This window comes from Streptomyces sp. NPDC001443 (assembly GCF_053597355.1).
The window spans coordinates 446,410-465,677 of record NZ_JBSFIA010000002.1 but is presented as its reverse complement, the minus strand read 5'-3'; the positions used below and the strand labels follow the sequence as shown (position 1 = coordinate 465,677).

Below are 19,268 nucleotides of genomic sequence, written 5' to 3'. Positions count from 1 at the left end.
ACCCCCCACCAGCACCGACCCGTCGACCCGAACCTCCCCCACACTCGGCTCCGCTTGAGCGGGGGACTCCGATCGCATCAAGGACGCCATGAGCCAGCACTCCGCCGACCCGGCCGAAAGCACCGCCGTCGCCACCGTCGCCCAGAGCCGCGACTGGTGGCGGGACGCGGTCATCTACCAGGTCTATCCGCGCAGCTTCGCCGACAGCAACGGCGACGGCATGGGGGACCTGGAGGGCGTACGCGCCAGACTTCCGTACCTGCGCGACCTCGGTGTCGACGCCGTCTGGCTCAGCCCCTTCTACGCCTCCCCGCAGGCCGACGCCGGCTACGACGTCGCCGACTACCGTGCGGTGGACCCCATGTTCGGCAACCTCCTGGACGCCGACGCGCTGATCCGCGACGCCCGCGCGCTCGGGCTCCGGATCATCGTCGACCTGGTCCCCAACCACTCCTCCGACCAGCACGAGTGGTTCAAGCGCGCGCTGGAGGAGGGCCCCGGCTCCCCGCTGCGCGAGCGCTACCACTTCCGCGCGGGCAAGGGCGAGAACGGCGAACTGCCTCCCAACGACTGGGAGTCCATCTTCGGCGGACCGGCCTGGACCCGGGTCGCGGACGGCGAGTGGTACCTGCACCTGTTCGCCCCCGAGCAGCCCGACTTCAACTGGGACCACCCGGCGGTGGGCGACGAGTTCCGCTCGATCCTGCGCTTCTGGCTGGACATGGGCGTCGACGGGTTCCGCATCGACGTCGCCCACGGCCTGGTCAAGGCGCCGGGTCTGCCCGACCTCGGCTCCCACGATCAGCTCAAGCTGCTGGGCAACGATGTCATGCCGTTCTTCGACCAGGACGGCGTGCACGCCATCTACCGGCAGTGGCGCACGGTCGTCGACGAGTACGCGGGCGAGCGCATCCTCGTCGCCGAGGCGTGGACCCCGACCGTCGAGCGCACCGCGAACTACGTCCGCCCCGACGAGCTGCACCAGGCCTTCAACTTCCAGTACCTGGGCACCGAGTGGGACGCGGCCGAGCTGCGCAAGGTCGTCGACCGCACCCTGGAGGCCATGCGCCCGGTCGGCGCCCCCGCCACCTGGGTGCTGTCCAACCACGACGTCACCCGGCACGCCACCCGGTTCGCCAACCCGCCGGGCCTGGGCACCCAGATCCGCACCGCCGGCGACCGCGAGCTCGGTCTGCGCCGGGCCCGGGCGGCCACGCTGCTGATGCTGGCGCTGCCCGGTTCCGCCTACGTCTACCAGGGCGAGGAGCTCGGTCTGCCGGACGTCGTGGACCTGCCGGACGAGGTGCGCCAGGACCCGGCGTTCTTCCGCGGCGCGGGCCAGGACGGCTTCCGCGACGGCTGCCGGGTGCCGATCCCGTGGACCCGTGAGGGCTCCTCGTACGGCTTCGGCAGCGGCGGCAGCTGGCTGCCGCAGCCCGACTCCTGGGGCGAGCTGAGCGTCGAGGCCCAGCAGGGCGTGCCCGGCTCCACCCTGGAGCTGTACCGCAGCGCGCTCGCCGTCCGGCGCGGCCAGGCCGACCTGGGCGAGGGTGACGCGGTGGAGTGGCTGCGTGCCCCCGAGGGCGCTCTCGCCTTCCGGCGCGGGAAGTTCGTGTGCGTCACCAACACCACGGGCGAGTCGGTGAACGTCCCGGCGTACGGACGGGTCCTGCTGGCCAGCGGTGAGGTGACCGAGGCCGGCGGCGAGGCGAAGGTGCCGTCCGACACCACCGTCTGGTTCGCCACGGCCTGACGGCCGCACCGAAAGTTCTTGCATCAACTTCACACGGCCCGCTGCCTTTTCAGGCAGCGGGCCTTTAACATCTTCGTCACCGCAAGTTTGCGGAAATTTTTCAGCAAGAACCTTCAGTGACGAAGGAACCCCACATGGCACGCAGAATCCTCTCGGGGGCGCTGGCCCTCGCAGCCACCACCCTTGTCATGACCCCGACTATGGCGCACGCCTCCCCGCCCGGCACCAAGGACGTCACCGCCGTCCTCTTCGAGTGGAAGTTCGCCTCGGTCGCCAAGGAGTGCACCAACACCCTCGGCCCCGCGGGCTACGGGTACGTCCAGGTCTCGCCGCCCGCCGAGCACATACAGGGCTCGCAGTGGTGGACCTCGTACCAGCCGGTGTCGTACAAGATCGCCGGCCGGCTCGGCGACCGCACCGCCTTCCAGAGCATGGTGAACACCTGCCACGCGGCGGGGGTGAAGGTGGTCGTCGACAGCGTCGTGAACCACATGTCGGCGGGCACCGGCAGCACCGGCACCGGCGGCTCGTCGTACACGAAGTACAACTACCCCGGCCTGTACTCCTCCTACGACTTCGACGACTGCACCGCCCAGGTCAGCAACTACAGCGACCGGTGGAACGTGCAGCACTGCGAACTCGTGGGCCTCGCCGACCTCGACACCGGCGAGGAGTACGTCCGCAAGACCATCGCCGGCTATCTGAACGACCTGCTCACCCTGGGCGTGGACGGCTTCCGCATCGACGCGGCCAAGCACATCGACACCGCCGACCTCGCCAACATCAAGTCCCGGCTGACCAACCCCTCGGTGTACTGGAAGCAGGAGGTCATCTACGGCTCGGGCGAGGCGGTCCAGCCCACCGAGTACACCGGCAACGGTGACGTCCAGGAGTTCCGCTACGCCTACGACCTCAAGCGCGTCTTCAACAACGAGAACCTCGCCTACCTGAAGAACTACGGCGAGGGCTGGGGGTACATGAGCAGTTCGGTGGCCGGGGTCTTCGTCGACAACCACGACACCGAGCGCAACGGCTCGACGCTCAACTACAAGGACGGGGCGAACTACACCCTCGCCAACGTCTTCATGCTCGCCTACCCCTACGGCGCCCCGGACATCAACTCCGGCTACGAGTGGTCGGACGTGGACGCCGGACCGCCCAACGGCGGCACGGTCAACGCCTGCTGGCAGGACGGGTGGAAGTGCCAGCACGCCTGGCCCGAGATCAAGTCGATGGTCGCCTTCCGCAACGCGACGCGGGGACAGGCGCTCTCCAACTGGTGGGACAACGGGAACGACGCGATCGCCTTCGGCCGCGGCACCAAGGGCTTCGTGGCCATCAACCACGAGTCCTCGTCCCTCGCCCGGACCTACCAGACGTCGCTGGCGGCCGGCACGTACTGCAACGTGCAGAACAACACGACGGTGACGGTGAACTCCAGCGGGCAGTTCACCGCCACCCTGGCCGCCAACACGGCCCTGGCGATCTACTCCGGCAAGTCGAGCTGCTGAGCCGGGTGGATCACTTCCACGTGTCACTCGTGGTGTAGCCGGAAGAACTGCCCGTCGAGTACGAGCGGTTCGTCCCGGACTCCCAGGTCACGTTCCCCGAACCGTCCTTCTTGATGTACTTGTACGTGAAGGACGTGTTCTTGGGGACGATGACCAGCTTGCTCCACGTCGGGTACGACGCCGACGAGAGCGGGATCGCGTCGCTCGTGTTCCACGAACCGAGCGACGCGTCGGAGCCCACGACGTAGACGTTGGTGCCCAGGTCGGTCGTGGCGCTCTCGTTGAACGTCACGTCGGTCGCGCTCGCGTCCGCCACGTTCCACGAGTTGTTCAGAGTGATCGCCGAAGTCGTGACCGTCGCCGACCGGTTGGCGTTGGACTCCCAGGTCACGTTCCCCGAGCTGTCCTTCTTGATGTACTTGTAGGTGAAGGACGTGTTGATCGGCACGCTCACCTCACCGGACCAGATCGGGTAGCCGGTGGAGGACAGCTTGACCGCCTTGGAAGTGTCCCAGGCGCCCAGCGCGTCGATGGAGCCCACCACGTACACGTCGGTGCCGCCGACGGTGGAGGCGTACTCGTCGAAGTCCGCTGCGACGGTCGAGCCGGAGCCGCCGCCGGAGCCGCCCGAGCCGCCGCCGGTGTCGTCGCAGCCCACCGTGCAGGTGTAGGAGGCGTTGTAGAAGGCGACCGCGCTCTTCGCGGGGACGGTGATCGTCGCGCTGCCGCCCGAGACGGTGACCGTGCTCGCGCCGCCGTCCACGACGTTGCTGTAGGTGCCGTCGGACATGCCGGTGGTGAAGGTGTACGTCGCCGCCGAGGAACCGTTGTTGAGCGCGAAGAAGCCCTTGCCGCTGCGGCCGAAGCCGATCACGTTCGAGGACTTTGTCTGCCAGTTGGAGACGGCGTAGGTGTCGACCGCGTTGTGCCAGGCGACCATGCCGACGACCCCGGTGTCCCGGTCCAGGCAGTACCACGAGCCGCTGGAGCAGTCCGTGTTCGTGACGAACCCGGACGAGTTCGGCGGGGCCTGGTCGCTCTGGGTCCACTCCCAGCTCGCGTACACCGTCGGCGTCGACCACTTGTAGGCCAGCTGGAAGAGGTTGGCGAGCTTGTAGCTGTCGCCGTCCTTGTAGCTCATGTGCAGGCCGTTGCGCTCGGTGTCGTGGTTGGTCACGAAGGACACCGAGTTGGCGGCGGGCAGGATGCCGCTGCTCTCCAGGGACGACAGGTCGCTCACGTTGCCCTGGAAGGCCGACTTCAACTTGCTCGCGTAGGTGAAGTCCAGGACGTCACCCGAGCCGTAGTAGTCGCCGGGCTGCGGGGTCGAGCCCGGATACACCTCGTCGAAGACGTACGGCGCCGCGCCGGACGTCGTGGTGTTCAGCCTGGCGACGATGGCCGCCATGTCGGTGGCCGGGATGTGCTTGGCCGAGTCGACGCGGAAGCCGTCGACCCCCAGCGCGATCTGCTTGTTGAGGAAGGCCGCGAGGCCCGAACGGACGTTGTCCGCGCCGGTCTTGAGGTCGGGCAGCCCCAGGAGCTCGCAGTTCTGCACCTGGGTGAGGTTGGAGTAGTCCTGGATGGTCAGGTCGGAGGTGGGGCACGACATGGAGTCGTGGTAGTCCGAGCGGTCCCAGTCGGGGGTGTCGTACTTGCTGGTGAGGGTGGTGCCGTCGTAGCCGGTGCCGGTCTGGGCGGCGGTGTGGTTGATCACCGCGTCCGTGTACACCTTCACCCCCGCCGCGTGGCAGGCGCTGACCATGGACGCGAACTTCGCCGCCGTCCCGAAGCGGCTGTTCAGGTTGTACGAGTAGGGCTGGTAGACGTCCCACCAGTAGTAGCTGGACTGCTTGAGGGACTCGGAGGGCGGGGCGACCTGCACCGCGCCGTACCCGGCCGGACCGAGCACGTTCGTGCACTCGGACGCGATCGAGTCCCAGTTCCACTCCCACAGGTTGGCGATCACGTCGCCCTTGGCGGAGGCGTCGGCCCGCGCCGGGGCGGCCGGCAGGGCCACCGCCCCGGCCAGCGCGAGGGCGCCGGCGGCCACCGCGGTACCGGCGCGGCGCAGCGTGCCGGGCGGCCTGGGGGAACGTCGAAATCTGGTCATGTGCGGCTCCGGAAATGAGGTCACGGGGGGTACGTGCTTCAACAACCGGTGAGAGTGCGGCAGTTGGGAAGGGGCGTCAAGGTCGTCGGTGAAAGTTCTTGCTGTGAGTTTCAAGCCTCTTGCTGTAAACCTTTCGTTAGCGATACGGTCGCGCGGGCGCCCGGCATCGAAGCCGAGCCGCGGTGTTGGGGTCGGACCCAAGAGAGCCGTAATCGCAAGGAGTTCACGCCTGTGATACCGAGATGGCCGGCGCCCGGGACGCGCCGAATCCGCAGAGCCAGACGGGTCGCGGCCGTCGCCGCCGTGGCCCTCGCCGCAGCGCTGGTGCAGCCGCTGGCCGCGCACGCGGCCGCCCCGCCCGCACCCCCCTCGGACGCCAGGCTCGCCGCCGAGCCCGCCCGGCACGACGACACCCGGGAGCAGTTCTACTTCGTCATGCCGGACCGGTTCGCCAACGGGGACCGGTCCAACGACAAGGGCGGACTGACCGGTTCGCGCCTGAGCACCGGATACGACCCCACCGACAAGGGCTTCTACCAGGGCGGTGACCTCAAGGGCCTGACGAACCGGCTCGACTACATCAAGGGCCTCGGCACCACCGCCATCTGGATGGCGCCGATTTTCAAGAACCAGCCCGTCCAGGGCACCGGCAAGGACGCCTCGGCCGGCTACCACGGCTACTGGATCACCGACTTCACCAAGGTCGACCCGCACTTCGGGACCAACAAGGACCTCTCCACCCTCATCGCCAAGGCGCACGCCAAGGGCATGAAGGTCTTCTTCGACGTCATCACCAACCACACCGCCGACGTCGTCGACTACCAGGAGAAGTCCTACGACTACCTGTCCAAGGGCGCCTTCCCCTACCTGACCAAGGACGGACAGCCCTTCGACGACGCCGACTACGCGGCCGGCGGACGGAAGTTCCCGGCCGTCGGCACTGGGTCCTTCCCGCGCACGCCGACCGTCGCCGCCGCGGACAAGAACGCCAAGGTGCCGTCCTGGCTCAACGACCCGACGATGTACCACAACCGGGGCGACTCGACGTACGCCGGCGAGAACGCCACCTACGGCGACTTCTCCGGCCTGGACGACCTGTGGACCGAGCGTCCCGAGGTCGTCAGCGGCATGGAGGAGATCTACCAGCGCTGGGTGCGCGACTTCGGTGTCGACGGTTTCCGGATCGACACCGTCAAGCACGTGAACATGGAGTTCTGGACGCAGTGGGCGACCGCCCTCGACGCGTACGCCGCCCGGCACGGCCGCAAGAACTTCTTCATGTTCGGCGAGGTCTACTCCGCCGACACCTCGATCACCTCGCCCTACGTCACCCAGGGCCGCCTCGACGCCACCCTCGACTTCCCCTTCCAGGACGCGGCCCGCCAGTACGCCTCCCAGGGCGCAAGCGCGCAGAAACTGGCCGCCGTGTTCGGCGACGACTACAAGTACACGACCGACAAGGCCAACGCCTACGAACAGGTCACCTTCCTCGGCAACCACGACATGGGCCGCATCGGGTACTTCCTGGACCAGGACAACCCGAAGGCCACCGACGCCGAACTGCTCAAGAAGGACAAGCTCGCCAACGAGCTGATGTTCCTCAGCCGCGGCAACCCGGTCGTCTACTACGGCGACGAGCAGGGCTTCACCGGCTCCGGCGGCGACAAGGACGCCCGCCAGACGATGTTCGCCTCCAAGGTCGCCGACTACCTCGACGACGACGAGATCGGCACCACGCGCACCCACGCGAGCGACGCCTACGACACGAGCGCGCCGCTCTACAAGCAGATCAGCGCTCTCTCGAAGCTCCGCAAGGACAACCCGGCGCTCACCGACGGCGTCCAGACCCAGCGGTACGCGGCCGACGGCCCCGGCGTCTACGCCTTCACCCGCACCGACGCCAGGACCGGCGCCGAGTACGTCGTCGCCTTCAACAACGCGGACAGCGCGAAGAGCGCCACCTTCGCCACCGGCTCGGCCCGCATGGCGTACCGGGGCGTGTACGGCACCGGTGCCGTCGTCGCCTCGAACGCCGACCGCAAGGTCACCGTCACCGTCCCGGCCGGATCCGCCGTCGTCCTCAAGGCGGCCGGACGCCTCGCCGAGCCCGCCACCAAGGCGACGATCACCCTCAAGGCCCCGGACGCCGGCGCCACCGGGACCGTCGAGCTCTCCGCCGACGTCGACGGCGGTCAGCTGAACCGGGTCGTCTTCGCCGCCCAGACCGGCAACGGCAAGTGGGTCACGCTCGGCTCCGCCGACCACGCCCCGTACAAGGTCACCCAGGCCATCGGCAAGGACGTACCGGCCGGCACCGCGCTGCGCTACAAGGCGGTCGTGATCGACTCCGCCGGGCGGACCGCGAGCGCCACCGCGGCGAGCACCACGGGCACCGCGCCCGCTCCGGAGGTCCCCACCGCGTCCTCCCGCGACTACGCGGTCGTCCACTACAAGCGCACGGACGGCGACTACGCGAACTGGGGCCTGTACGCCTGGGGCGACCTCGCCGACGGCGAGGCCACCAACTGGCCGGCCAGCCACCCCTTCACCGGTCGCGACGCCTACGGCGCCTTCGCCTACGTCAAGCTCAAGCCCGGCGCCTCGAACGTCGGCTTCCTGGTCATCGACAAGGACGGCAACAAGGACGTCTCGTCCGACCGGAGCATCGACGTCACCAAGACGGGTGAGGTCTGGATCGAGCAGGGGAAGCCGGACGTACTGACCGCGAACCCCGCCGCCCCGGCGCAGGACAAGGCCAAGGCGGTCATCCACTACCACCGTGCCGACGGCGACTACGACGGCTGGGGCCTGCACGTCTGGACGGGCGCCGCGAACCCCACCGACTGGCCGAGCCCCCTGAAGCCGGTGAAGACTGACGCCTATGGCGCGGTCTTCGAGGTACCGCTCACCGACGGTGCCACCAGCCTCAGCTACATCATCCACAACGGCGACAACAAGGACCTGCCCTCCGACCAGTCCCTGGACCTCAAGGCCGACGGCTACGAGGTGTGGCTGTTGAACGGCCAGGAGAAGTACCTGCTGCCGCAGCCCGCCGGCTCCGCGGCCGCCCTCGACCCGACCACCTCCAAGGCGGTCTGGATCGACCGGGACACCCTCGCCTGGAACGGCTCCGACGCGGCCGCCTCCACCCAGCTGCGCTACTCCCACGACGGCTCGATCACCGTCAAGGACGGCGCCCTCACCAGCGACGACGAGCGCTGGCTGCGACTGACGAAGTCCACCCTCACCGACGCCCAGAAGGCGAAGTTCCCGCACCTGAAGGACTACACCGCCTGGACCGTCGACCCGCGCGACCGCGCCCGGGTGCGCGAGGCGCTGAGCGGCCAGATCGTGGCCTCCCAGCTCGCCGCCAACGGCGCGGTGCTCTCCGCGACCGGCGTGCAGATCGCGGGCGTGCTCGACGACCTGTACGACGCGACCAGGGCGAACCTGGGCCCGGTCTTCCACGACGGCAGGCCGACCCTGTCCGTCTGGGCGCCCACGGCACAGAACGTCTCCCTGGAGCTGGCGGGCGCGACGGTGCCCATGCACCGCGACGCGACGACCGGCGTCTGGTCCGTCACCGGGCCCGCCTCCTGGAAGGGCAAGCCCTACCGGTACGTGGTGAAGGTCTGGGCCCCCAGCGTCCGCAAGATCGTGACGAACAAGGTCACCGACCCGTACTCGGTCGCGCTGAGCGCGAACTCCGAGCGCAGCCTGGTCGTCGACCTGAACGACAAGGCCCTCGCCCCCGGCGGCTGGTCGACCCTGGTCAAGCCCGAGGCCGTACCGCTGAAGGACGCGCAGATCCAGGAACTGCACATCCGGGACTTCTCCGTCGCCGATGCGACCGTCCCGGCGAAGGACCAGGGCACCTACCTGGCCTTCACCGACAAGAACAGCGACGGCTCGAAGCACCTGCGCGAGCTGGCCCAGGCCGGCACCTCGTACGTGCATCTGCTGCCCGCCTTCGACATCGCCACCATCCCCGAGAAGAAGGCCGACCGGGCCACCCCCGACTGCGACCTCGCCGCCTACCCGGCCGACTCCGACGAGCAGCAGGCGTGCGTGGCGAAGACCGCCGCGAAGGACGCCTACAACTGGGGCTACGACCCGTACCACTACACGGTCCCCGAGGGCTCGTACGCCACCGACCCGGACGGCACCGCCCGCACGGTCCAGTTCCGCAGCATGGTCAAGGCGATCAACGACGACGGCCTGCGGGTCGTGATGGACGTCGTCTACAACCACACCGCGGCCAGCGGCCAGGCCGACACCTCCGTGCTCGACAAGGTCGTGCCCGGCTACTACCAGCGGCTCCTGGCCGACGGTTCGGTGGCGAACAGCACCTGCTGCTCCAACACCGCGCCCGAGAACGCCATGATGGGCAAGCTGGTCGTCGACTCCATCGTCACCTGGGCCAAGGAGTACAAGGTCGACGGCTTCCGCTTCGACCTGATGGGCCACCACCCGAAGGCCAACATCCTCGCCGTGCGCAAGGCGCTGGACGCGCTGACGCTCGCGAAGGACGGCGTCGACGGCAAGAAGATCATCCTCTACGGCGAGGGCTGGAACTTCGGCGAGGTCGCCGACGACGCCCGGTTCGTGCAGGCCACCCAGCAGAACATGGCCGGCACCGGCATCGCGACCTTCTCCGACCGGGCCCGCGACGCGGTCCGCGGCGGCGGTCCGTTCGACTCCGACCCCGGCATCCAGGGCTTCGCTTCCGGTCTCTACACCGACCCGAACTCCTCCACCGGCAACGGGACCGAGGCCGAGCAGAAGGCCCGCCTCCTGCACTACCAGGACCTGATCAAGGTCGGCCTGACCGGCAACCTCGCCAAGTACCGCTTCACCGACAACGACGGCCACGACGTCACCGGCGCCGAGGTCGACTACAACGGCGCGCCCGCCGGCTACGCGGACGCCCCCGGCGACGCCCTCGCCTACACGGACGCGCACGACAACGAGTCCCTCTTCGACGCCCTGACCTACAAGCTGCCCAAGGACACCTCGGCGTCCGACCGGGCCCGGATGCAGGTCCTCGCCATGGCCACGGCCGCCCTCTCCCAGGGGCCGTCCCTGTCCCAGGCGGGCTCGGACCTGCTGCGCTCCAAGTCGCTGGACCGCAACTCCTTCGACAGCGGCGACTGGTTCAACGCCATCCACTGGAACTGCGCCGACGGCAACGGCTTCGGCCGCGGGCTGCCGCCGGCCGCCGACAATGCGTCCAAGTGGTCCTACGCCAAGCCCCTGCTGAGTTCCGTCAGCGTGGGCTGCGCACAGATCACCGGGGCCTCGGCCGCGTACCGGGACCTGCTGCGGATCCGGACCACCGAGCAGGCGTTCTCCCTCGGCAGCACCGCGCAGGTGCAGGCGGACCTGTCCTTCCCGCTGTCCGGGAAGAGCGAGACGCCCGGGGTGATCACCATGAAGCTGGGTGACCTGGTGGTCGTGTTCAACGCGACGCCGGCCGCCCAGCGGCAGACCGTCGACGCGCTCGCCGGGACGGGCTATCGCCTGCACCCGGTGCAGGCGTCGGGCGCCGACACCACGGTCAAGTCCGCGGCCTACGACCGCGATTCCGGCACCTTCGAGGTCCCCGGACGCACGGTCGCGGTGTTCTCCCGGACCGCCTGACGGCTGTCCGGAGCTCAAAGGGGGGCGGGTCCGTCACGGGCCCGCCCCCCGCGCGTCCCGGCAGCGGCCGAGCGGCGGTCGCGGCCGTCTCCCGACCGTCATACGGACGGCCGCGCGAGGCGGCCGGGACGTGCGGTTAGGGTGATTCGTCGCCCCAGAACAGGAGTGCTCCATGCCGCAGATCACCGTCGACTACTCGGACCGGCTCGCGGACGACTTCGACCGGCCCGGATTCGCACGGGCCCTGCACACCGCCACCGTCGAGATCGCGGCCGCGAAGCCGCCGGCCTGCAAGACGCGTTTCCGCAGGACCGCGGACGACGTGGTCGGCCCGGACGCCGAGGGACATGCCGTCGTGCACGTCCACATCGCCCTGCTGGCCGGCCGCACCGAGGAGACCAAGGCCCGGCTCACCGAGGCCGCGCTCGAACTGCTGCGTCAGTACGTGAAGCCCGCCGCGGGCCTGGCCCTGCACGCCTCCGCCGAGGTGCGCGACCTCGACCCGTCGTACCGTAAGTTCGAGGACAGCTGATCCGCCACCGGGGGCTCAGGCCCCCGGACCGGGCTCGGGTTCGGGCTCGCGCTCGGGTTCGGCGGCCAGGGCGAGCAGCCGGCCGGCCAGGTCGCTGAACGGGCCGTCGGCCGGCTCGTCCCGGAGCATCGGCCGCAGCAGCTCGCGCATCCCGTCGTCGAACGCGGCGCTCACGGCCGTCAGCGCCGCGAAGTCGTGCACCAGCTGGATCTCCAGCTCCGCCCGCGGGATGCGCCGCCCGTCCAGCCAGATCAGCGCGGTCGACTCGGCGAGCGAGATCCAGGAACGGATCACCAGCTCCAGCCGCGCGGGCGGGTCCGTGACCCCCAGGTGCGCCAGGATCTGCTCGTACGCGGCCTGCCGTACGGAGTCGATGAGGGCGTTGGTGGCCGAGACATGGCTCATCGGGCGGGACTCGCCCGCGGGGACCGCGGGACCGCCGCGCATCAGGGCCGAGAAGCCCGGTCCGTGCTCGTCCACGAAGTCGAAGTACCGGCGCATCACCCGCAGCAGCCGGGCCCCGAGCGGACCCTCGTGCGGCTCGGCGAACCGGGCCGACAGGTCCTCTGCGGCACGCTTCAACGCGGCTTCGTAGAGGCTGAGTTTGCCGGGGAAGTAGTGGTAGACCAGCGGCCGCGAGATGCCCGCGGCCGCCGCTATCTCGTCGATCGAGACCTCGTCGGGCGAGCGGCGGCTGAACAGTTCGAGGGCGACACCGATCAGCTGCTGCCGTCGCTCGTCGACTCCCATTCTGCGGCGAACCCCGGTAGTCATGTGGACACCTTACCGACAGCAACCGGCCCTGAACGGACCGGTCCTGCCGCAGATGTTCACACATCCCACACGGGTCGCTCACCTCTCGCCCGTGCCGCCGCGGCGCGGGCCGTCCCTCACCGCAACCCGCTGATCGCCCTTCCGTCGTCCAGGGTCCCTTCGAGTCCGGCCTGCGCGCCCTGCTTCGTACGCGTGGTCAACAGGCGGCCCCGGGTGCTCGCGTGGACCCCGCCCGTCGTACGGATCGAGGCGGTGTCCTTGCTGCCCGCGGCCAGCAGATACCAGGAGCCGGTCTGCGACTTCCACAGCACGCCCGCCAGCACGTGCGGATCCCGGCCGCCGCACGCGGGCACGTCCTCCGCCCGCGCGGCGACCGCGCCGTAGGTCCCGCCCGGGGTGTGGAACTGGGCCAGCACCCGGGGCCCGTCGCCCCGCCAGGTCTCGGCCCTGGTGCACACCCAGGCGGCCGTGCCGCTCGCGTCCGGCAGCGGCTGCTCGGCGTACTGCCAGGCGTTCACCGACCGCACGCCCTGCGCCCGCGCGTCGGCCAGCGAGCAGGCGAACGGCGCCCAGGCGCTCAGCGACTCCGCCCCGGTCGCCTCGTGCGGCGCGGTCGGCTTCCCCGTGGTCAGCCGGGCCGGCACCAGCTCGCCGAGGTCGGTCAGCAGATGAGTGCCCTGGGCGTCGGTCAGCTGGAGCACGTTCCACGAGGTGCAGGTGCCGGTCCGGGCGGCCGGGCTGGCCAGCGGCGTGGTGATCCCGTCGGCCAGGTCGAGGTCCATCGCGCCGGCCGAGGGCTTCGTCAGATCCCGCTCGGCCGCCTTCGTCACCCACGGCGCGGTCAGATAACGCACGTTGTCGTCGGACCGGCCGAGGACCAGCGCACCCGCCTCGGCGGCCGTCGCGCCGTCGACCCGGGCGAAGTCGAGGGCGGCGCCCTGCGTGCCGTCCTTCGGCTCGGCGTAGCGGGCGATGCGCAGACCGTCGTACAGGATCACCACGCGTGCCTTGTCGACCGGGCCCGCGTACAGCAGCTGGGGCGGTCCGGCCGGGCCGCCCGTGGGGGTGCCGGGGGTGCCGGAGACCCGGACGTCCGCGCCGGGCCGCGCCCAGACCGCGAGGGCGCGGCGCAGCAGCGCGCTGTCACCGGTCAGGGCGCCGCGGGCGGGCCACACGGAGAAGTCGGTGCGGCTGGACGACTTCCACGCGGCCGGCGCGACCCGGAGCAGCTTGCCGGGGTCCAGGGCCGCCTCGGCCGCGGGGTTGCGCGCGTACGGCGGGGCGGCGGCGCCGTCGGGGCCCCAGCCGCCACCCGGCAGGGCCACCAGCGCGCCGCACACCGCGAGCGCGGCGGTCGCGGCCAGCACGGCCCGGGAGTGCCGGCGGCGCCGCATCAGATCGGTCGGCCGGGCCTGGAGCGCGCAGGGGTCGAACGCGGGCGACTCGAACAGCGCGTACTGCGCGGGGACGGTGTCGGCCTCGCGCAGCGCGGCGTCCGGGTCGGCCACGCCCGCCGACCTCAGCACCCTGCGCACGGCGCCGTCCTGGAGCCGCTCCAGACCGCGCAGCACATGGGCGGCGCGGGCCGGTCCGGACAGCGCCGCCAGCCGCTGGTCCAGGGCGAGCTCCTCGGCGCCGCCCGACCTCGGGAACAGGCGCAGTCCCCACACCTGGGGCAGCAGCGGCGGCAGTTGGGCGCGCCTGGGCCAGGCCGCGCGGCGCAGCGGCAGCCCCGCCTCCAGCGCCGTACGCACGACCTGGCGGCGGACGAAGGCGTAGCCCGGATCGCCGTCCCGGTCTTTCGACTGGGCCGGGATGGCGGGCCCGGACGCGCGTCGGCCGGGCAGCGCGCGCTGGGCGAGGGCGTGCGCGGTCAGCACCCGCCGGCTCCGGCCCAGGCCGGGCGGCAGCACCAGATAGGCGAGCCGGACGAGTCGCGGATAGTGCTCGACGAGCGCGGCCTCGGCCTGCTCGACGTCGACGTCGGCGGCGGACGATGGGGGGCGCGGGGCGACATGCTGTGGCTGCACGTTCAGCAGAACGAGCGAATCGGTGGTTGGTCACCACCTCGGCTGCCCGCGGTGCGGCCCGCCGCCTTGCCTGCCGTGCCTGTCGCGCTCGCGGTGCGGCCCGTCACCGTGCCCGCCGTGCCCGCCGTGCCCGCGGTGCGGCCCGTGCGTCAGTGACCCGGCTCGACCAGCGCCCGCGCGTAGTTGCCCATCGACCGCTGGTAGCGCGGCAGATGCGGCGCCAGGGCGCCGAGGACGAGGGAGAGGCCCTCGCGGTCCCGGCCGAGGCTGGACAGACAGAGCGCCAGACAGGCGCGTACGGCGTCGTCCAACTCGTCCGACGGGCCGTCCAGTTCGGGCGTGAGCAGCTCGACGCCCTCCTCCGCCCGGCCGATGTTGCGCAGGGAGCTGGCCAGTTGGATACGGGCCCTGCGGCCCCGGTAGCCGTCGAGGCCGCGTGCCAGCGCCTGCCGGTACAGGGGGACGGCCCGGTCCGAGTGCCCCGTCGAGTCCCAGGCGCAGGCCTGTTCGAACGGGCCCAGCGGGCTGCCCTCGGGCAGTTCGGCGACGAGCGCGTCGATCAGGGCCCGGAAATCGGCCGCGTCCTGCTCGGCGTAGTCGTCGAAGCGGGCCCATGCCGCGGTCACCCGGTCGTCCCAGTCGTGGTTCATTCGCTCACCCTCGCACGTATGTGCGTGGCGCGGTGGCTGATTTCGGGCATCCTGGACCTCGTTTGAGTGCGCCGCGGGCCGCAGCCGTATCCAGGACGAGGCTCTTGCAGGGAGGACAGATGAACGTGACCCGACCGATGCTCGCGGCGGCCGCCGCCGTGGCGGCGCTGGTGCTCGCGGGCTGCGGCACCGCCACGGACACGAAGGCGGCGGTGCCGGTGACGGCGACCGGCAGCCTGGAGCACCTGGCCGCCGAGGTGAAGTGCACGCCCGACATGCAGACCGACGCCGACGAGATCCGCCAGGCGGTGTGCAAGGTCGCCGCCGGCAAGTTCATCCTGGCCACCTTCGCCACCGACCGCGGACAGCGCGAGTGGATCAACTCCGCCAAGGACTACGGCGGTCACTACCTGGTCGGCCGCAAGTGGGTGGCCGTGGGCGAGAACAGCACGGTGGCGGCGCTGCGCTCCACCCTCGGCGGGGACATCGAGCAGGGCGTCGACCACGGGGCGCACACCGGTCACTGACACCGGCCGCGGCACGTCCCCCGGACACACGAAGAACCGGCGGTGGGATCTCCCACCGCCGGTTCCTTCTTGGCGCTAGCGCCGTGCCGTCACTGGCAGCGCTGACCGCGGTTGATGCAGTTGGCGATCTTGGTGTTCTGAGCCGCCGACATCACGTTGATGAAGTCGTCGTGGTCGGTGGCCGCCTTGTGGAGCTGCTCCGGGAAGCCGTCCACCGCGTACGGGTTCTTGACCTGGCCGTTCTGGATGACCGGGGCCGGAACGTCGTACACCAGGCGCATCGTCAGCTGGGGGATCGCCTTGAAGCCGTTGGCGCAGTTGCCGTTGGCGTCGGCGAAGGCGACGTGCGTGCGGTGGTTGGCGCTGTCGGTGTTCTGGCCGTCCCAGCAGCTCTGGAACGCGAAGGTGCGGACCACGCTGCTGCCCTTGGGGCAGATCGGGTACTGCGTCGTCAGCTGCACCTTGTTCTCGAAGCCGGTGCAGCTCCAGTGCGCGTTGGCGTTCGCCAGACCGTTGGTCGTGGTCTTGGCGTCACCGGTGATGATCCGCAGGAACTCCGGCATCGCGGTGACCTTGCTGGTCGGGCTGCCGACGAACTTGATCTGGGCCTGCTTGGCGACCAGGATCTTGCCGACGTTGCCTTCCTTGCCACCGCCGTCGTTGTTCTGGTCGAAGTCCTGCGTTCCGTTCTGAAGACGGATCACCGGCCAGTAGTACGACGACTTGTCCTGCTGGTTCTGGCAGGTCGTCTCGGCCGCCGCGAACTTGTCGTTGTTCGCGAAGGCGTCGTTCGACTGGTTGCCGACGTAGTCGTGCAGGTGGTGCGCGCCGTTGGTCACGCCGGGCGCCACGATCACGTTGTCGGTGTTGTGGTTGCCGTTGGCGTTGACACCGCAGCGCGTGGTGAACGTACCGGTCGAGGCCTGGCCCGTCCGGCGGGGCTTGGCGGCGACGTTCGCCTGGACCTTCGTGATGTCCACGAAGTCGGCCGCGTTCGGACCGTTGCCGGCCTGGCCGCCGTTGCCCGTCTGACCGCCGTTGTTCGCCTGGCCACCGTTGTTGGCGGGGGCGCTCTGGCTGGGGTTGGCGGTCTGGCCGTTGTTGGCCTGACCGCCGTTGTTCGCCTGACCGCCGTTGTTGTTCTGGCCGCCGCCCGCGTTGGTCTGGCTGGCCGGGGTGGCGGTGCAGTTGATCAGAGTGTCCAGGTCCGCCGGCGCGGTGCCGCCGACCCGGGTGATCTCCAGCCGGATCCGGTCGAAGATGTTCTTCCGCCGGTCCTGGAGGGGCTGCAGGATGCTGTTCTGGACGAAGCTCGCGTCCCGCGCCTGGGCGTCCCGGGTGGTGGCGAGACGCTGGTAGGCCTCGGTGATCTGGCGGTCGAGGTTGCTGAGTTCGCCGCTCACATCGTTGCGGGCCTGAGCCGGCACGTTGGTCAGCTTCTGGCCGACGTCCGGGCAGGAGATGGTCGCGGCCTGCGAGGCCGCGGCGGCCTTGGTCTGGTTCCACCCCTTGTTGTTCGACTCGTGCGCCGAAGCGTAGAAGTTCGCCCAGATCAGCCCGCCCCCACCGAGCGCTAGGGCCGCCGATGCGGCTATGGCCTTCGTGGCCATCGACGAACGGCGTTTACGTGTATTGCGTCCCATGGAACTCCTCTGATCCTTGCGGGGCAGCATCGAGGCGCCCGACAGGAGTGAAGCGGCTCCCATCCATACGGAGGCGGTCCCAGGGGTGTTCAAACATCTCAGAAATTCATGAGAGAAACGCGACGCAATCCCGCCCCAACTTCACCGTCATTGCAGGTAGTTGCGGGGATCAGAGATTCCGGTCCAGATAGGCGAGCACCGCCAGGACGCGGCGATTGTCGTCGTCCGACACCTCCAGTCCCAGTTTGGCGAAGATATTGGCGGTGTGCTTGGCGATCGCCCGTTCCGTGACGACGAGCCGGGCCGCGATCGCCGCGTTGGTCCGCCCCTGTGCCATTAGCTCCAGCACCTCCCGCTCCCGGGGCGTGAGCCGGTCCAGCGGCCGGTCGTCCGACGACCGCCGCGCCAGCAACTGCTGGATCACCTGCGGGTCCATGGCCGTACCGCCGCCCGCCACCCGCCGTACGGCGTCCACGAACTGCTCCGCGTCGAACACCCGGTCCTTGAGCAGATAGCCGACCCCGCCGCTGCCGTCGGCGAGCAACTCACGCGCGTAGAGCTGCTCGACGTGCTGGGAGAGCACCAGCACGGGCAGCCCGGGCCGCTCCCGGCGGGCCCGCAGCGCGCACTGCAGGCCCTCGTCGGTGTGGGTCGGCGGCAGGCGTACGTCCACCACCGCCACGTCGGGCCGCTGCTCGGCCAGGGCCCGGGTCAGCTCGGGTCCGGACTCGACGGCGGCGGCGATCTCGAAGTCGTAGGCCTCCAGCAGCCGGACCAGCCCGTCGCGCAGCAGGAACAGGTCTTCGGCTAGGACAACGCGCACGGAATCTCCATGGTCACCATGGTGGGACCGCCCGCGGGAGAACTGACGGCCAGGACGCCGTCGAATGTACCCAGCCGTCGCTCGACACCGCTCAGACCCGAGCCGGCCCCGACCGCGGCGCCGCCCCGCCCGTTGTCGGTGACCGAGATCCGCAGCATGCCGTCCAAGTGGTGCAGGTCCACCCAGACCCGGTCGGCGTCCGCGTGCTTGACCGCGTTGGTGAGCAGCTCGCTGACCGCGAAGTACGCGGCCGACTCGACCGGCGCGTCCGCCCGCCCGGCCAGTTCCACGTCCACCTCCGTCGCGACCGGCAGCCGCAGCGCCAACGCCCTTACGGCGTCGCCCAGTCCGCGTTCGGCCAGCACCGGAGGGTGGATGCCCCGCACCAGGTCCCGCAGTTCGGCGAGCGCGTCGGCGGACGACTGCCTGGCCTGGGCGAGCAGCCGCCGGGCCTGCGCGGGGTCCTTGTCCAGGAGCATCTCGACGGTGCCGAGGTCCATGCCCATGGCCACCAGCCGGGCCTGCGCCCCGTCGTGCAGATCGCGTTCGATGCGCCGCAGCTCGGCGGCCGAGGTGTCGACGGCGTCGCGCCGGGTCTCGGTCAGGACCCGCACCCGCTCGGCGAGTTCCTCTTGGCCGGGGGCGAGCAGGGCCCGGGTGAGCCGGAAGTGGACGGCCAGCAGGCGGGGGGCGAAGAGGTGGCAGAGGACCAGGAACACGGCAGCCAGGACGGCCGCGCCGAGGGCCGAGGCCTGGCCGGAGACCGGCACGAAGCCGTACCAGTACGTGTCGTCGGTCACGTGCGTGTACACCCGCCACATGCCCGCCGCCAGCGCGAACCCCTCCACCGCGTACACGAGCAGCGCGGCCGGCAGCAGCGCGGTGAGGTATCCGGCCGTCATGTCCACCAGCAGCCACCGCAGGTCCCGCCAGGTCGCCGGGTCCTGGAGCAGCGCGTACGTTCGTGTCCACGGCTTGCCGCCCTCCTCCGGCAGCGGCCGGTACGCCGACGGGATGCGTATCCCGCACCATTTCGCCGCGAGGGCACGGCGGCGGTCGGCGAAGGACCGTACCCGGGTGAGGACCCAGGGAGTCGTGAAGAGGCCGATCCCGACGACGGGCACGAGCGCGATCGACACCACCGCGAGCGTGTACAGGAAGACGGCCTGGGGCAGGAGCGCCAGGGCCAGTACGAGTCCTCGTCCCGAGGCCAGCGCGGCGGCCCGGGTCCGCGTACCGGTGCCGCCGCCGAGCGTGTTGGTGTTCATGGTG

At 70.4% G+C, this 19,268-nt stretch carries 12 protein-coding genes; 5 read left to right on the top strand and 7 right to left on the bottom strand.

What is annotated here, in order from left to right; all coding sequences use genetic code 11:
* Positions 1–88 precede the first annotated feature (88 nt).
* Both ACWC24_RS04860 and ACWC24_RS04855 read left to right on the top strand, forming a co-directional pair.
* The gene (locus tag ACWC24_RS04860) at positions 89–1,753 is read left to right on the top strand and encodes a glycoside hydrolase family 13 protein (RefSeq protein ID WP_450661393.1); all 1,665 of its coding nucleotides are present in this window, start codon (positions 89–91) and stop codon (positions 1,751–1,753) included.
* A gap of 134 nt (positions 1,754–1,887) precedes the next feature.
* Positions 1,888–3,264 carry an alpha-amylase gene (locus ACWC24_RS04855; protein ID WP_450661392.1) on the top strand — a complete coding sequence of 459 codons (1,377 nt, stop codon included), beginning with the start codon at positions 1,888–1,890 and terminating at the stop codon, positions 3,262–3,264.
* Positions 3,265–3,274: 10 nt separating this feature from the next.
* Here the strand turns inward: ACWC24_RS04855 and ACWC24_RS04850 are convergent, their stop codons facing one another.
* Positions 3,275–5,377: a carbohydrate-binding module family 20 domain-containing protein gene (locus tag ACWC24_RS04850; RefSeq protein WP_450661391.1), complete on the bottom strand. Its 2,103-nt coding sequence runs from the start codon at positions 5,375–5,377 to the stop codon at positions 3,275–3,277.
* A gap of 231 nt (positions 5,378–5,608) precedes the next feature.
* Here ACWC24_RS04850 and pulA point away from each other — a divergent pair, with 231 nt between their 5' ends.
* Complete coding sequence (gene pulA / locus ACWC24_RS04845; RefSeq protein ID WP_450661390.1) at positions 5,609–11,017, top strand: pullulanase-type alpha-1,6-glucosidase; 5,409 nt, start codon at positions 5,609–5,611, stop codon at positions 11,015–11,017.
* A gap of 172 nt (positions 11,018–11,189) precedes the next feature.
* Positions 11,190–11,549, top strand: coding sequence for a 5-carboxymethyl-2-hydroxymuconate Delta-isomerase (locus tag ACWC24_RS04840; protein WP_450661389.1), 360 nt, complete (start codon positions 11,190–11,192; stop codon positions 11,547–11,549).
* Between the two features lie 15 nt (positions 11,550–11,564).
* Here the strand turns inward: ACWC24_RS04840 and ACWC24_RS04835 are convergent, their stop codons facing one another.
* The 3 genes from ACWC24_RS04835 to ACWC24_RS04825 all read right to left on the bottom strand — a co-directional run bounded on the left by ACWC24_RS04835 (position 11,565) and on the right by ACWC24_RS04825 (position 15,003).
* On the bottom strand, positions 11,565–12,323 hold the full coding sequence (locus ACWC24_RS04835) for a TetR/AcrR family transcriptional regulator (RefSeq protein ID WP_450661388.1): 759 nt from the start codon (positions 12,321–12,323) through the stop codon (positions 11,565–11,567).
* Between the two features lie 116 nt (positions 12,324–12,439).
* Positions 12,440–14,353: a hypothetical protein gene (locus ACWC24_RS04830; RefSeq protein ID WP_450661387.1), complete on the bottom strand. Its 1,914-nt coding sequence runs from the start codon at positions 14,351–14,353 to the stop codon at positions 12,440–12,442.
* A gap of 149 nt (positions 14,354–14,502) precedes the next feature.
* Positions 14,503–15,003: a tetratricopeptide repeat protein gene (locus ACWC24_RS04825; protein ID WP_450661386.1), complete on the bottom strand. Its 501-nt coding sequence runs from the start codon at positions 15,001–15,003 to the stop codon at positions 14,503–14,505.
* A 119-nt stretch (positions 15,004–15,122) separates the two neighbouring features.
* Between ACWC24_RS04825 and ACWC24_RS04820 the strand changes: the two genes are divergently transcribed.
* Positions 15,123–15,530 carry a hypothetical protein gene (locus ACWC24_RS04820; RefSeq protein WP_450661385.1) on the top strand — a complete coding sequence of 136 codons (408 nt, stop codon included), beginning with the start codon at positions 15,123–15,125 and terminating at the stop codon, positions 15,528–15,530.
* A gap of 89 nt (positions 15,531–15,619) precedes the next feature.
* Here the strand turns inward: ACWC24_RS04820 and ACWC24_RS04815 are convergent, their stop codons facing one another.
* The 3 genes from ACWC24_RS04815 to ACWC24_RS04805 all read right to left on the bottom strand — a co-directional run bounded on the left by ACWC24_RS04815 (position 15,620) and on the right by ACWC24_RS04805 (position 19,264).
* Positions 15,620–17,173: a DUF1996 domain-containing protein gene (locus ACWC24_RS04815; RefSeq protein ID WP_450661384.1), complete on the bottom strand. Its 1,554-nt coding sequence runs from the start codon at positions 17,171–17,173 to the stop codon at positions 15,620–15,622.
* Positions 17,174–17,342: 169 nt separating this feature from the next.
* Complete coding sequence (locus ACWC24_RS04810) at positions 17,343–17,996, bottom strand: LuxR C-terminal-related transcriptional regulator (RefSeq protein ID WP_450661383.1); 654 nt, start codon at positions 17,994–17,996, stop codon at positions 17,343–17,345.
* Positions 17,981–19,264, bottom strand: coding sequence for a sensor histidine kinase (locus tag ACWC24_RS04805; RefSeq protein ID WP_450661382.1), 1,284 nt, complete (start codon positions 19,262–19,264; stop codon positions 17,981–17,983). The genes ACWC24_RS04810 and ACWC24_RS04805 overlap by 16 nt, the downstream gene beginning before the upstream one ends.
* Positions 19,265–19,268 lie beyond the last annotated feature (4 nt).

What these genes read in the sequence shown, in the direction of transcription:
- ACWC24_RS04860 (WP_450661393.1), top strand. Translation starts at nt 89, where the DNA reads ATGAGCCAGCACTCCGCCGACCCGGCCGAAAGCACCGCCGTCGCCACC.
- ACWC24_RS04855 (WP_450661392.1), top strand. Translation starts at nt 1,888, where the DNA reads ATGGCACGCAGAATCCTCTCGGGGGCGCTGGCCCTCGCAGCCACCACC.
- ACWC24_RS04850 (WP_450661391.1), bottom strand. Translation starts at nt 5,377, where the DNA reads ATGACCAGATTTCGACGTTCCCCCAGGCCGCCCGGCACGCTGCGCCGC.
- ACWC24_RS04840 (WP_450661389.1), top strand. Translation starts at nt 11,190, where the DNA reads ATGCCGCAGATCACCGTCGACTACTCGGACCGGCTCGCGGACGACTTC.
- ACWC24_RS04835 (WP_450661388.1), bottom strand. Translation starts at nt 12,323, where the DNA reads ATGACTACCGGGGTTCGCCGCAGAATGGGAGTCGACGAGCGACGGCAG.
- ACWC24_RS04825 (WP_450661386.1), bottom strand. Translation starts at nt 15,003, where the DNA reads ATGAACCACGACTGGGACGACCGGGTGACCGCGGCATGGGCCCGCTTC.
- ACWC24_RS04820 (WP_450661385.1), top strand. Translation starts at nt 15,123, where the DNA reads ATGAACGTGACCCGACCGATGCTCGCGGCGGCCGCCGCCGTGGCGGCG.
- ACWC24_RS04815 (WP_450661384.1), bottom strand. Translation starts at nt 17,173, where the DNA reads ATGGGACGCAATACACGTAAACGCCGTTCGTCGATGGCCACGAAGGCC.
- ACWC24_RS04805 (WP_450661382.1), bottom strand. Translation starts at nt 19,264, where the DNA reads ATGAACACCAACACGCTCGGCGGCGGCACCGGTACGCGGACCCGGGCC.